This window comes from Anaeromyxobacter oryzisoli, assembly GCF_022690765.1.
Classification (GTDB): Bacteria; Myxococcota; Myxococcia; order Myxococcales; family Anaeromyxobacteraceae; genus Anaeromyxobacter; species Anaeromyxobacter oryzisoli.
Window position 1 is genome coordinate 36,689 of the sequence record NZ_JALCZA010000006.1, and the last position, 12,821, is coordinate 49,509.

A 12,821-nucleotide genomic window follows, 5' to 3' on the forward strand; every position below is an offset into this window, starting at 1 on the left:
ATGCCCCCGGCGGGGCCGCGCGCTCCGGCGCCGCGCCGCGGGGGGCTACAGGCCGGCCTGCAGCATCTTCTGGGTGAGGAGCCGGATCAGCTCGCGGCGGAGCACGCGGCGCGTCCGGGAGAGGGCGTTCGGATCGTGGCCCCCGCGCGGCGGGACGTTCCGCCGGGCGGCCTCGACGACCCACGCGATGCGGCGGGGCTCGAGCTTCGGCGTGCGGGAGCCGGGTGCGAGGAAGAACCCGAGCCCGCGCTCGTCGAGGGTGGCGTGGAGCGCGCGGCGCGCGCGCGCGACGAGGGTGAGATCGACGACGTTCGGCACGCGGCGATCTCTAGGATCGATCGCCGCGACGATCCAATTTTCGCCCCGACGGCCTAGAACTGGATCTTTGCCGCGATCAGGGATCCGAGGGCGCGGCCGCGCTCGGCGATATCACCCACGAACGGCAGGGTCGCGAGCGGTTCACACTTGGTCAATCGCGCAATCTCCGCGGCGTTGTACGGCACCGACGGGTCGTCCGCCGCGCCGGTGCGGTTCAGCACGATCCCGGCGAGCGGGACGCCCCGCGCGCGGAGCGCCTCCACCGTGAGCGCGACGTGGTTCACGGTGCCGAGCCCGGCGCGCGCCACGACGAGCGCGGGCAGCCCGAGGGCGACGGCGAGGTCGGCGTAAGTCTCGCGCTCGGTGAGCGGCACGAGGAGCCCGCCGGCCCCCTCGACCAGCACGGCCTCGTGCCGCGCGGCGAGGGCGCGGGCCGCCTCCAGGATCCGCTCGAGGGCGACGGCGCGCCCCTCGAGGCGCGCCGCGACCGCGGGCGCGAGGGGCGCCGCGAAGCTGTACGGGCAGATCGCCTCCAGCGGCTCGACCCCGGCCGCCGCGGCGCGGAGCCGCTCCGCGTCCGAGGCCTCGCCGGGGACGAGCCCGGCCTGCGCCGGCTTCATGCCGACGACGTCGAGGCCGGCCGCGCGCGCGCTCCGGACGATCGCGCAGGCGACCTCGGTCTTGCCGACGCCGGTGTCGGTGGCGGTCACGAAGAGCCCCCGCATCTCTAGAGCGCCTCCGTGACGGCCGCGATGGACTCGGCCGCGATGCCGGCGAGGCGCGCGAGCTCGGCCTCGGTCATCGCGAGCGGCGGCATGAGCACCACGACGTTCCCGAGCGGCCGGAGGATCGCGCCGCGCCGGCGCGCCTCCAGCGTCACGCGGTCGCCGACGCGGAGGGCGTACGGGTACTCCTCCTTGGTGCCCCGGTCCCGCACCAGCTCGAGGCCGGTCATGAACCCGCGCCGCCGGATCTCGCCGACGTGCGGGAGGGCCGCCGCCGGCTCGAGCGCGCGCGCGAAGGCGGAGATCTTCGCCGGGAGCCCGGCGAGGATGTTCCGCTCCGTGAACAGCCGCATCGAGGCGGTCGCCGCCGCGCAGGCGAGCGGGTTCCCGCAGAAGGTGTGCCCGTGGAAGAAGGTCTTCTTGTCCGCGTACGAGCCGAGGAACGACTCGAAGACGCGCTCGGTGGTCACCGTCGCCGCGAGGGGCAGGTACCCGCCGGTGAGCCCCTTCGCCATGGTGAGGATGTCCGGGAGGACGCCCTCCTGCTCCACCGCGAAGGTGGTCCCGGTCCGGCCCCAGCCGGTCGCCACCTCGTCGGTGACGAGGAGGGCGCCGTGCCGATCGCAGATCTCGCGCATCCGCCGGACGTACCCGGGCGGCTGGGCGATCATCCCGTCCGCCCCCTGCATGAGCGGCTCGAGGACGAGCGCGGCGATCTTCCCGGGGCGGGCCTCGAAGATCCGCTCCACCTCGTCCGCACACGCCATCCGGCAGGTCGCGGGGTCCTTCGCGAGCGGGCAGCGGTAGCAGTACGGCTGCGGCGCGTGGTGGACGTCGAAGAGGAGCGGCTTGAAGATCCGGTGGAAGAGGTCGATGCCGCCGAGCGACACCGAGCCGATGGTGTCGCCGTGGTACCCGCCGTGCAGCGCGACGAACTCGCTCCGCGCCGTGTCCCCCCGGAGCTGGTGGTGCTGGTACGCCATCTTGAGGGCGATCTCGACCGCGGTGGCGCCCGCGTCCGAGTAGAAGATCCGCGTGAGGCCGGGCGGGAGGTGGCGCGAGAGCTCCTCGGCGCACTCGATGGACGCGGTGGAGGCGAGGCCGAGCAGCGTCGTGTGCGCGACCTTCCCGAGCTGCGCCTCGATGGCGCGGTCGATCTCCGGCACGCGGTGCCCGTGCACGTTGCACCAGAGCGACGAGACGCCGTCGAGGTACCGGTTCCCGAGGGTGTCCACGAGGTAGACGCCCTCCGCGGCGTCCACGATGAGCGGCTCCTCGGCGAGCCAGTCCTGCATCTGGGTGAAGGGGTGCCAGAGGTGACGATGGTCCGCCTCGGTGAGGCGGTGGTGGCGCGCGGCGCGGTCGATGTCGTTCATGGGGCGGCCGAGGCTAACGCACGGCCGCCCTCCGCGTCACGGCTTGGGAGGCGCCGCGGCCCCGCGCCGGGCCTGCTCCCTCGCGGCGAGCGCCCGCTCGGCCGCCGGCGCGAGGACGTCCGCCCAGCGCTCGTACCCGTCGGCCGACGGGTGGAGCCCGTCGGCGGCGAAGAAGCCGCCCGGCCCGGCCGCCCGGACCGCCGCCCGGCTCGCCCCCCAGACGTCGGCGAGCACGAACCCGTAACGCGCGGCGACCGTCTCGATCGCCGCGTTGTACTGCTCGATCCGCTTCCCCACGTCCGGGGCTCGGCCCGCCGCGGGCGGGGCCAGCGAGAGATCGGGGAGGTTCGAGATCACCACCACCGCCTTCGTCCGGTGCAGCAGGTCCGCCATGACCTGCAGGTCCTTCGAGAAGTCGCGGAGCGAGCGGCCGCGGGCGAGGTCGTTCAGCCCGATCCCGATCGTGAGGAGCTGCGGCGCCGCCCCGAGCGCCCGCGGGAGCTGGTCGCGGCGCACGTCGGCCACCGTCGCCCCGGCGGCGGCGAGGTTCAGGAGGCGCACCGGGACGCCGCTCGCCTCGAGGCGCCGGGCGAGCCGCGGCGGGTATCCGCCCCCCTGGGCGCCGACGCCGGTGGCCGTGGATTCGCCGACCGCGACGTAGGTGAGCTGGGCCTGCGCCGCCGCGGGCGCGGCGAGCGCCACCGCGACGGCGGCGAGGAGCGCGCCACGCGCGGCGACGATCGAGGTGGGTTGCACGCGCGAGAAGGTAAGCCGTCCCGGGCCGGCGCGAAGCGGCCGGGGCCTCGCCTGCCCGTCAGGGGACATCCCGCGCGAGTGTGGAGCCGGGGACCGGCCTCGGCCCGTGGCCGTGGCCGTCACCGTGACCGATCCCCCGTGCCCGATTCCCGCCTCCCGTGTCCCCTGCCCGTGATCCGTCTGGCCGTCGGACCACGGGGATCGGGCCACGGGCCACGGAACGCGGTTCACGGGTCACGGGAAAGCCGGTGACGGTGACGCGCACGGGTCACGGGCGCATTCGAATCCGCCAGCCCGCCGTCAGCGCCCTCCGTCTCGGCGGTGGCCGGGCCGCTGCTCCATGCCGCGGCTTCGCGATCGCGTCCCCGGCCCGAGCCACTCGCCGGGGCGGAGCCGGCCCGTCTTCCGGAGGGCCTTCTCGACCAGCGGCCGGTTCTTCGGATCGCCCCAGCGGAGGAGCGCCTTCTGCATCCGCTTCTCCTCCATGTCCCGCGTCACGTGCACCGGCCGGCCGGTCATCGGGTGGTAGCCGGACCAGTAGATGTCCGTGGCGAGGGTCATCGGGGTCGGCATGAAGTCCTGCACCTGCTGCGGCTTCCAGCGGTTCGCCTGCAGGTACTCCATGAGCTGCACCGCCTCCTCGAGCGACGCGCCGGGGTGCGAGGAGATGAAGTACGGGACGAGGTACTGCTCCTTGCCCGCCTCCCGCGTGTACCGCTCGAAGTCGCGGCGGAGCCGCTCGAACGAGGCGAGGCCGGGCTTCTTCATCACCTGGAGGACCGGCTCGCAGACGTGCTCGGGGGCGACCTTGAGCTGCCCCGAGACGTGGTGCGCGACCAGGGTCTTCAGATAACGCGCGCCGTTCCGCGCATCCGCCTGGGCGAGATCGTAGCGGACGCCCGAGCCGACGAAGAGGTGCTTCACCCCCTTCACCGCGCGCGCCTTCGCGTAGAGGTCGAGGAGCGGACCGTGGTCCGTCTCGAAGAAGCGGCACACCGCGGGGTGGAGGCAGGACGCGCGGCGGCAGACCCGGTGCGCCTCCGGGCTCGTGCAGGTCATCCGCCACATGTTCGCGGTCGCGCCCCCCACGTCGGTGATGGTGCCCCGGAAGCTCTCCTTGCGGGCGAGCCCCTCGATCTCGCGGATCACGCTCGCCTCGGAGCGCGAGGCGACCTCGCGCCCCTGGTGCTCGGTGATGCAGCAGAACGCGCAGCCCGCGGCGCAGCCCCTGAGGATCTGCACCGACCAGCGGATCTGCTCGAGCGCGGGGAGGTGCGCCCCGCCGTAGGACGGGTGGGCCTCGCGCGTGTAGGGGAGCTCGGCCACCCGGTCCAGCTCCCCGGTGGTGGGCGCCGGCATGGGCGGGTTCACCACGACGAAGCGCGCCCGCTCCCCGCGCCCGTGGCGCTGCACCAGGATGCGCGCGTTCTCGCCATTGTGCTCGAGGTGGTAGAGGCGGCTGAACTCCGCGAAGCGCCGCCGGTCGGCGACGATCTCCTCGAAGGCGGGCAGCTCCAGCACGCCGCGCCCGCGCCCCTCGAGCGTCGCCATCGCGAGGTCGGGGACGGCGAAGGCGGTGCCGGGGACGTCCACCAGGCCGCAGATGTCCTCGCCCGACGCGAGCCTCCGGGCGATCTCGAGCACGGGCTTCTCGCCCTGGCCGTACACGAGCAGGTCGGCGCCGGAGGGGAGGAGGACGGACGGGAGCACCCGGTCGTCCCAGTAGTCGTAGTGGGCGATCCGGCGGAGGGACGCCTCGATCCCTCCGAGGACGACGGGGAGGGTCGGGCCGAAGGCCTCGCGGACCAGCCGCGCGTACGCGGTCGTGGCGCGGTCCGGCCGCCGGCCGGCGACGCCGCCCGGCGTGTAGGCGTCGTCGGAGCGGGGCCGCTTGTGGGCCGTGTAGTGGTTCACCATCGAGTCCATCGCACCCGAGGTGACGCCGGCGAAGAGCCTGGGCCGCCCGAGGCGGAGGACGTCCCGCGTGGTCTTCCAGTCCGGCTGGGCGACGATCCCCACCCGGTAGCCGGCCGCCTCGAGCACCCGGCCGATCACCGCCGCGCCGAAGCTCGGGTGATCCACGTAGGCGTCGCCCGTGACGAGCAGGACGTCGAGCTCGGCCCAGCCCCGCGCCTGCAGCTCCTCCGGCGAGGTCGGGAGGAAGGCCCCGGGGCCGGGGGCGGCGTTGCGGCCGCGGGGCGGTTCGAGGACCGGGAGCCGGTGCATGGCGGCCGCATACATGGCCGTGTCTTCTCGCGAAATCAAGGGAGGGCGCCTTTCTCCCCTCCCGGCCTGCGAGGTATCATCCAGGCATCGGAGCGCCGGCTCGCGCCCCTCTCCTCCCGCCGGCCGAACACTGCACATGCCCGATCCGCGCAGCGTCATGAAGGAGTTCCGCCTCCTCGACCAGAAGCGACTCTCGGAGGGGCTCACCCTCGAAGAGGAGGCCCGGCTCGCCGAGCTGCGCGAGCTGGTGGGGCCGGAGGTCTCCGCACCCGCCGGCACGGGCGGCTTCGACGTGAGCTCGGCCGCGGCGCGCCTGCGCGAGTCGCTGCTGCCCGCCGGCCTCCGCAATCGTCCGGCGCCGCAGCCGGAGCTGGCCACCGCTCCGGCGCCGCAGCCGGAGCCCGGGCCCGGACCGGCGGGAGAGGCAGCGCCCGAGGCGCCCGCCGAGCCGTTCGCCGCGCTCGACGGCAGCGCGCAGGGCGACGCGGATCCGTTCTTCGATCCCACGTCGCTCGGGGACGAGCTCGACGCCGCCTTCGCGGGCACGCAGGGCGGAGCTCCGAGCGGTGCGGCCGGCTACGACCCCGCCGCCTACGCCGCCGATCCCGCCGCCGCCCAGGGCTGGGATCCCGAGCAGCCCGCCTTCGATCCCGCCGCCCAGGCCTACGACCCGAACGCCGCCGGCTACCCCGACCCGAACGCCCCCGGCTACGACCCCGCCGCCTACGCCGCCGACCCCGCCGCCGCCCAGGGCTGGGATCCCGAGCAGCCCGCCTTCGATCCCGCCGCCCAGCCCTACGACCCGAACGCCGCCGGCTACGCCGACCCGAACCCCCCCGGCTACGACCCCGCCGCCTACGCCGCCGACCCCGCCGCCGCCCAGGGCTGGGATCCCGACCAGCCCGCCTTCGATCCCGCCGCCCAGGCCTACGACCCGAACGCCGCCGGCTACCCCGACCCGAACGCCCTTGGCTACGACCCCGCCGCCTACGCCGCCGACCCCGCCGCCGCCCAGGGCTGGGATCCCGAGCAGCCCGCCTTCGATCCCGCCGCCCAGCCCTACGACCCGAACGCCGCCGGCTACGCCGATCCGAACGCCCCCGGCTACGACCCCGCCGCGTACGCCGCCGACCCCGCCGCCCAGGGCTGGGACCCCGAACAGCCCGCCTTCGATCCCGGTGGGGCGGACGCTCCTGCCGCTCCGACCGACCTGGACGCCGCGCTGGACGGCCTGGCGCTCGAAGCGCCTCCCGCGCCCGCCGCGCCCGCCGCCGGCGAGGATCCCGGCGTCGCCGTCCCCGGCGCGCCGGACGAGAGCGCTCCCGCGTGGCACCCGGACGCTCCGCCCGCTCAGCCCTTCGCCGATCTCGACGCGTTCGCGGCGCAGGCTGCCGAGCCCGCGGCGACCACCTCGGACCAGGAGTGGACCACGGAGACCGCACCCGAGGGCGATCTCACGGCGGCATGGGAGAGCGCGGCGAGCGAGGTCGTCGAGCTCTCGGACGACGGCCGGGGGGCCGGAGCAGGCGTGGAGGCCCCGCTCGCGGACTCGACCGAGGGCGATCCCTCCGCGCTCGACGCCCCGGCGCCGCTCCCGGACCTGGCCGCCGACGCCGACCCCTCGCTCGAGCCCGCTCCCGCCGCTCCGGCACCGATCGCGCTCGACGCGGGCGACGCCGCGCCCGCGGGCTGGGAGCTCGCCGCCGAGCCCCCCGCGCCGGTGGAGGCGCCCGTCGGCGAGTACGACGAGTCCGCGCTTCCGTCCGCCGACCTCGCGGTGACGGACGCCTTCGACGCCCTGCTCGCCCCGGAGCCGGGCGCCGCCGGGGTGACCCCTCCCGACGCGGCGTCCGGCGCGCCCGGAGCGCTCGCGGGCGAGTACGACGACACCACCGGCTTCTCGGCCTCGCCCGGCGCGGACGCGCTCGCGCCCGGGGACGCCTTCGCGGCGGCCACTCTCGACGACGCCGCGCCCGCACGATCCGGCGACACGCACCCCGAGGCCGCGCTCGACCGGGAGTTCCAGCTCGAGTCCGGCGGCTCCTTCGAGGCCGTCGTGGACGCCGCCGCCCCGGAGTGGGCGGCGGGGAACGCGCCCTCGCCGTGGGACGCCGCTGCGGCCGAGCCGGCGGCTCCGGGCGGCGCCGCGGAGGGGGGTCCGATCTCCCTCGGCCGCTTCGAGGGGGGGGATCTCGCGGAGCCCGAGCCGGAGCTCGACCTGTCTCTCGCCGGCCCGCCGCCGGAGCTCGATCGATCCGCGCCGGATCTGGGCGCGGGGGCGCCCGACTTCGACGCGCTCGCGCCGGGCTACAACCTCGCGGCCGCGGGCGGACCGTCCGCGGGCGAGGGCGCCCAGGCGCCGCTGGAGCTCGATCTCGACCTCGCCGCCGCGAAGCCGTCCACCTACCCCGACCCGCTCCCCGTCGAGACCGCCAGCGCGGCCGAGCTCCCGCCGGCGAGCGACCTCGACGAGATCCCCACGATCGAGGGTGAGGAGATCCTGGAGGAGATCCCGGCCGAGGAGGTCGCGGCACCGACCGCGTCGGTCCCGGTCCGGCCCCCGCCGCCGCCCCTCGCCGCCGCGGCGCCGCCCGCGCTCCCCCGGCCCCCGGCCCGGGCCGCCGCCCCGGAGCCCGTGGACGACCTCGCCGACATCGATCTCGAGCTCGACGCCGCGCCCGCGAGCGTCATCACGGGCGTGCACCGCGTGGTGATCCACACCGTCGAGGGTCAGGTGAAGCGCGGCGTCCTCGAGGACGCCGACCTCGCCGCCAGCGAGCTCGCGCTCGCGCCCGCCCCCGGAGCCGCCCCCGAGCCGCTCGCCACCGGGAACGTGAAGGCGATCTTCTTCATGCTGTCCCACGGCGAGCACGCTTCGGCTCCGTCCGGGCGGAAGGTGCGGGTCACCTTCGCCGACGGCCGTCAGGTGGCGGGCTTCAGCCCCGACTACCAGGAGGGCACGGCCGGCTTCTTCATGATCCCAGCCGACACCCGCACCAACACCGCGCGGATCTGGGTCTACCGGGCGGCGGCGCGAGCGGTGACCGTCAGCTAGGCGTGCGAGCTCGGGTGAGCGACGGCTTCGCCGCCGGCCCCGAGCGCACGCTACGTCAACGTCAATTCATCCAGCGCGGCGGCTCGTCCTTGCCGTCCTTGCGGATGACCTTGAGGTGGCGGGACTTGCGACGGAACTCGCGCTCCTGCCACCAGTCCCGGAGCTGCAGCCTCCAGCGGCGCGTCGGGAGCCGTCCTTGGGAGAACGCCCAGGCGAGCGCGAGCGCCCCGAGGTGCGGCACGAACAACCCGAGGCCGGGCAGGCCGCCCGACGCGAGACCGTAGAGCAGGGTCCCGACCACGACGAGGAGCCCCAGCGTCCGGCCGGTGACGGGGAGGACGCCCCAGATGCTCACCTGCTGCTCGGGGTAGAGCAGCGCCCAGGCGAGGAGCAGCGCGTTGGCCACCGGCCACACGCCGAGGTGCGGCACGGACGCGGGAGGCCAGACGATCGCGGCGAGGGTGGCGACCACGCTCGCGCCCACCGCGAGCGCGAAGAACCGGAACAGGAACCGCGCCTCGCCCCACACGTACGCGAGCTGGGCGCCCGTCCACCAGACGATCATGCCGCCGAAGAGGAGCCCCAGGACGTCGCCGCGCGGCTGCACGAACGCCCAGGCCACCAGGCGCCAGAGCTGCCCCTGGAGCAACCGGCCGGGATCGAGCGCGGCGACGCCGGCGAGGCCGGTGATCCACCCGGTCAGCGTACCGACGGCGAGGAGCGCGACGACGAGCCCGACCGCGGGGGGCACGCGGCCGCCGAAGGTCAGCCCGTCCGGAAGGCGAAACGAGCGGCGCGGTCGCACGGCCTCAGGCTCCCTTCCGGTCCCGGTAGAAGAGGGTGATGCTCAGGCAGTGGAACTCGCGGTCCGAGCTCTGGGTCACCTCCTTGTCGACCACCTCGAGGTCGGGGTTCTCCGAGAGCCACCTCGTGATGTGGTCGCCCATCGCCTCGCGATCCCGCGCCAGCGTCGTCGTGAACACCTTCACGCCCGTGAAATCGGCCATCCGCGCCCTCCGTCCGACCCGACCCTACCCTCGGCGGCGGGGCCCGGCAAGAACTCGGGCCGGGCAGCTCGGGAGCGCCGGCCTCGCCGTCACAGCGCCTCGACGACGACCGCCACCCCCTGGCCGCCCCCGATGCAGGCGGCGCCGATCCCCGCCTTCGCGCCGCGGCGCCGGAGCTCGTACAGGAGGTGCATGGTGATCCGCGCCCCGCTCGCCGCGAGGGGATGGCCGAGGGCGATGGCGCCCCCGTCCACGTTGGTCCGCTCGCGCGGCAGGCCGAGCGCCTGCTCGACCGCGAGGTACTGCGGCGCGAACGCCTCGTTCACCTCGAAGAGATCGAACGCGTCGAGGGGGGCGTCGGCCCGGGTGAGCGCGTTCCGGATCGCCGGCACCGGGCCGATCCCCATGACGGTCGGATCGACCCCGGCGTGCCCCCAGTTCACGAGCCGCGCCAGCGGCCGCAGCCCCTTGCGCTCCGCGTACGCGGCCGACGCGAGGACCAGCGCGCCGGCGCCGTCCGCGATCCCGCTCGCCGCGCCCGCGTGGATCACGCCGTCCGGCTTGAAGATCTTGGGCAGCTTCCGCAGCCCCTCCACGGTGGTGTCCGGGCGCGGGTGCTCGTCGCGGCCGAAGACGACCGGGCCCTTCCTCCCCTTCACCTCGACGGGGGCGAGCTCCTCGCGGAACCGACCGGCCTCCTCCGCCGCGGCCCAGCGCCGCTGGGAGGAGACCGCGAACGCGTCCACGGCGTCCTGCCCGATGCGGTACTGCTCCGCGAGCTTCTCCGCGGTGAGCGCCATGGGCATGCCGGCGTAGCTGTCGGTGAGGGCCGACCAGAGCAGGTCCTCGACCGGCGGCGGCTTCCCGAGCGGGAAGCCGAAGCGGGTGCCGCGCAGCACGAGCGGCGCCTGGCTCATCGACTCCGTCCCGCCGGCGAGCACGAGCTCCGCCTGCCCCGTCTCGATGAGCATCGCCGCCTGGATCACCGCCTCGAACCCGGACCCGCAGAGCCGGTTCACGGTGAGCGCCGGGACGGACTGCGGCAGCCCGGCGCGGAGCCCGACGTGGCGGGACAGGTAGATCGCGTCGGTCGAGGTCTGGGCGACGTTGCCGAGGACCACGTGCCCGTAGTCCTCCGGCGGCGCGCCGGCCTGGGCGAGGGCGGCCTTCGCCGCGTGCACCGCGAGATCCGTCGCGCTCAGGTCCCTGAGCGTGCCGCCGAACGTCCCGAAGGGGGTCCGCTTCGCGGCGAGGAAGACGACGTCCTGCTGGCCGGCCCGCTTCATGGGTGACCCTCCGTCACCTCCTGATAAGGCCGCCGGCCAGCCCTTTCACGGAGACCACCAGGATCGCCAGGGCGAGCGCCACGTTCAGGATCGCGACCGTCGCCGCGGCTCGCCCCCCCGGCGCCCCGCCGCGCAGCGCGGCGGCGGCGCGGGGGACGTGCCGGACGAGCATGTAGACGGCGAAGAGGCCCGCCACCGCCTCGAAGAACATGGCGCGATGCTAGCGCGGGCGTGGGCCCGCGTCGAACCCGCACGCGGGGCGGCGCCCCGGGCGCGCGGCGATCACCCCTCGAGCGCCGGGGCCGGCTCCTTCTTCTTCCCGAGCACGCGCGCGAGGACGATGCCCACCTCGTAGAAGACGATCATCGGCACCGCCATCATCGCGAGGTTCAGGGGATCGCCGGTCGGGGTGATGATCGCGGCGAGGGTCACGTTCACGACGATCGCGATCCGCCGGTACCGGGCGAGCAGCTTGTAGTCCACGAGGCCGATCATCGAGAGGAACGCGATCACCACCGGGACCTCGAACACGATCCCGAAGCCGAGGAGCATCGCGAGCACGAGGCCGAGCTGCTCGGAGAGCGAGAGCATCGGCGTGAGCGTCGAGTCCTCCGCGAACGCGAGCATCGCGGGGAACGCCGGCGGCATCACGAGGAAGTAGCAGAACGCCGCGCCGCTGTAGAAGAGCAGCGTCCCGAAGAAGACGAACCGCGAGGCGATCCGCTTCTCGCGCTTGTAGAGCCCCGGCGCGACGAAGCTCCAGAGCTGGTAGAGCACCCAGGGCGCCGCGGCGAAGACCCCGCCGTACAGCGCGACCTTGATGTAGACCATCATCGGCTCGATCGCGCTCGTGTACACGAGGGTCTGCTTCCCCTCGGGCAGCGCGTTCCGGACCGGCGCCATGAGCCAGTGGACGATCTGGGGGACGAACCACCCCACCACCGCCATGCCGACCGCGATGCCGACCACCGCGCGCATGAGGCACCTCCGGAGATCCCGGAGGTGCTCGATGAAGGTCAGCTTGACTTCGTTCTCGGGCTCGGGCGGGGGGAGCTGCGGGACGGGGGCGCTCATGCGTTCTGGGGGTTCCGGGCGTTCTGCGCGGGAGCAGCGGGAGCAGGGGGTGCCGCATCGGCGCCGGCGGCCTGCGGCGCGGCGGGCTCGGCGAGCGCGGCCTCGAGACCTGGCACGTTCTCGGTGGTGGCGCCGGGCGGCGGGCCGGAGGGCTCGGGGACGGCGGCGGGCACCGGCGGCACCAGCGCCGGCCGCGGCGCGATCTTAGGCTCGTCGCGGAGCAGATCGTCGAACTTCAGCTCGGACCCGACCTGCTCCTTCAGATCCTCGGTCGCGCGCTTGAACTCCTTCAGGCCCTTCGCGACGGTCTTCGCGGCGTCGGGGAGCTTGTCGGGGCCGAGGAGGAGGAGCGCGAGCACCGCGATGATGACGAGCTCTCCGAAGGACAGTCCGAACATGGGTTTTGGGTATAACACGCGCCGCACGACGCGGCTTTCGGCCGTACCTGTTGCCGGCGCGTCGGGCGACCCCTAACGTCCTCGCGCATGGCCTGCTGGCTGCTCAAGACGGACCCGGGGGCGTACTCCTGGGAAGATCTCGAGAGGGACGGCCGCCGCGCCTGGACCGGGCTGGCGAGCTCCCAGGCGCAAGCGAGCTTGCGCGCCATGCGGCCGGGCGACCGGGTGATCGTCTACGACTCCGGCGCGCGGTGCGCGATGGGCGTCGCGGAGGTGCTCGGGGCGGCCTACCCCGACCCGGGCACCGCGGGCCTCCTCTGCATCGACCTGAAGGCGCTCGAGCCGCTCCCCGCCCCCGTGCCCCTCGACGCCCTGAAGGAGGAGCCGGCCTTCGAGGGATCCGTCCTGCTCACGCAGGGGCGATCGAAGATCGTCCCGCTGTCTCCCGCGGAGTGGCGCGAGATCCAAGCCCTCGCCGACGTCATCGCGCGCACCGGCGGGCTGCGGCCGGAGGAGCGGTTCTGAGGGAGCGGTTCTGGGGGCGGGGGTCGCGCCCCGGTCTGACGCACGAGCGCGTCGCCGAGACGGGCGCAAGAGGAG

Annotated in this window: 13 protein-coding genes; 2 read left to right on the forward strand and 11 right to left on the reverse strand. The window is 74.8% G+C overall.

Annotated elements, in window-relative coordinates:
• Positions 1-45 precede the first annotated feature (45 nt).
• The 5 genes from MNZ27_RS03320 to MNZ27_RS03340 form a co-directional block, all read right to left on the reverse strand.
• Entirely contained in the window at positions 46-318 is a 273-nt protein-coding gene (locus MNZ27_RS03320; protein WP_242392611.1) for a hypothetical protein, read from the reverse strand.
• Positions 319-371: 53 nt separating this feature from the next.
• Positions 372-1,043 carry a dethiobiotin synthase gene (gene bioD / locus MNZ27_RS03325; RefSeq protein ID WP_242392612.1) on the reverse strand — a complete coding sequence of 224 codons (672 nt, stop codon included), beginning with the start codon at positions 1,041-1,043 and terminating at the stop codon, positions 372-374.
• 2 nt (positions 1,044-1,045) lie between these two features.
• Entirely contained in the window at positions 1,046-2,419 is a 1,374-nt protein-coding gene (bioA, locus tag MNZ27_RS03330; protein WP_242392613.1) for an adenosylmethionine--8-amino-7-oxononanoate transaminase, read from the reverse strand.
• Between the two features lie 36 nt (positions 2,420-2,455).
• Positions 2,456-3,175 (reverse strand): SGNH/GDSL hydrolase family protein, encoded by a 720-nt coding sequence (locus MNZ27_RS03335; protein WP_242392614.1) that lies wholly within the window; start codon positions 3,173-3,175, stop codon positions 2,456-2,458.
• Positions 3,176-3,475: 300 nt separating this feature from the next.
• Entirely contained in the window at positions 3,476-5,416 is a 1,941-nt protein-coding gene (locus MNZ27_RS03340) for a YgiQ family radical SAM protein (RefSeq protein ID WP_242392615.1), read from the reverse strand.
• Between the two features lie 121 nt (positions 5,417-5,537).
• Between MNZ27_RS03340 and MNZ27_RS03345 the strand changes: the two genes are divergently transcribed.
• Positions 5,538-8,456 (forward strand): DUF6982 domain-containing protein, encoded by a 2,919-nt coding sequence (locus MNZ27_RS03345; protein WP_242392616.1) that lies wholly within the window; start codon positions 5,538-5,540, stop codon positions 8,454-8,456.
• A gap of 61 nt (positions 8,457-8,517) precedes the next feature.
• Here MNZ27_RS03345 and MNZ27_RS03350 read toward each other — a convergent pair whose 3' ends face one another.
• The 6 genes from MNZ27_RS03350 to MNZ27_RS03375 form a co-directional block, all read right to left on the reverse strand.
• Positions 8,518-9,207, reverse strand: a complete 690-nt coding sequence (locus MNZ27_RS03350) for a rhomboid family intramembrane serine protease (protein WP_242392617.1) — start codon at positions 9,205-9,207, stop codon at positions 8,518-8,520.
• Positions 9,208-9,265: 58 nt separating this feature from the next.
• Entirely contained in the window at positions 9,266-9,463 is a 198-nt protein-coding gene (locus MNZ27_RS03355; protein ID WP_242392618.1) for a hypothetical protein, read from the reverse strand.
• Between the two features lie 89 nt (positions 9,464-9,552).
• Positions 9,553-10,749, reverse strand: a complete 1,197-nt coding sequence (locus MNZ27_RS03360; protein WP_242392619.1) for an acetyl-CoA C-acyltransferase — start codon at positions 10,747-10,749, stop codon at positions 9,553-9,555.
• Positions 10,750-10,762: 13 nt separating this feature from the next.
• Positions 10,763-10,960 carry a hypothetical protein gene (locus tag MNZ27_RS03365; RefSeq protein ID WP_242392620.1) on the reverse strand — a complete coding sequence of 66 codons (198 nt, stop codon included), beginning with the start codon at positions 10,958-10,960 and terminating at the stop codon, positions 10,763-10,765.
• Between the two features lie 71 nt (positions 10,961-11,031).
• Positions 11,032-11,823, reverse strand: coding sequence for a twin-arginine translocase subunit TatC (gene tatC, locus MNZ27_RS03370; RefSeq protein ID WP_242392621.1), 792 nt, complete (start codon positions 11,821-11,823; stop codon positions 11,032-11,034).
• On the reverse strand, positions 11,820-12,221 hold the full coding sequence (locus tag MNZ27_RS03375) for a Sec-independent protein translocase subunit TatA/TatB (protein ID WP_242392622.1): 402 nt from the start codon (positions 12,219-12,221) through the stop codon (positions 11,820-11,822). Before MNZ27_RS03375 ends, tatC begins: the two co-directional genes overlap by 4 nt.
• A gap of 87 nt (positions 12,222-12,308) precedes the next feature.
• Between MNZ27_RS03375 and MNZ27_RS03380 the strand changes: the two genes are divergently transcribed.
• On the forward strand, positions 12,309-12,746 hold the full coding sequence (locus tag MNZ27_RS03380) for an EVE domain-containing protein (RefSeq protein WP_242392623.1): 438 nt from the start codon (positions 12,309-12,311) through the stop codon (positions 12,744-12,746).
• The last annotated feature ends 75 nt before the right edge of the window (positions 12,747-12,821 follow it).

Coding starts and splice junctions, on each gene's coding strand:
- bioD (WP_242392612.1), bottom strand. CDS start 1,043: ATGCGGGGGCTCTTCGTGACCGCCACCGACACCGGCGTCGGCAAGACC.
- bioA (WP_242392613.1), bottom strand. CDS start 2,419: ATGAACGACATCGACCGCGCCGCGCGCCACCACCGCCTCACCGAGGCG.
- MNZ27_RS03340 (WP_242392615.1), bottom strand. CDS start 5,416: ATGTATGCGGCCGCCATGCACCGGCTCCCGGTCCTCGAACCGCCCCGC.
- MNZ27_RS03345 (WP_242392616.1), top strand. CDS start 5,538: ATGCCCGATCCGCGCAGCGTCATGAAGGAGTTCCGCCTCCTCGACCAG.
- MNZ27_RS03355 (WP_242392618.1), bottom strand. CDS start 9,463: ATGGCCGATTTCACGGGCGTGAAGGTGTTCACGACGACGCTGGCGCGG.
- MNZ27_RS03360 (WP_242392619.1), bottom strand. CDS start 10,749: ATGAAGCGGGCCGGCCAGCAGGACGTCGTCTTCCTCGCCGCGAAGCGG.
- MNZ27_RS03365 (WP_242392620.1), bottom strand. CDS start 10,960: ATGTTCTTCGAGGCGGTGGCGGGCCTCTTCGCCGTCTACATGCTCGTC.
- tatC (WP_242392621.1), bottom strand. CDS start 11,823: ATGAGCGCCCCCGTCCCGCAGCTCCCCCCGCCCGAGCCCGAGAACGAA.
- MNZ27_RS03375 (WP_242392622.1), bottom strand. CDS start 12,221: ATGTTCGGACTGTCCTTCGGAGAGCTCGTCATCATCGCGGTGCTCGCG.
- MNZ27_RS03380 (WP_242392623.1), top strand. CDS start 12,309: ATGGCCTGCTGGCTGCTCAAGACGGACCCGGGGGCGTACTCCTGGGAA.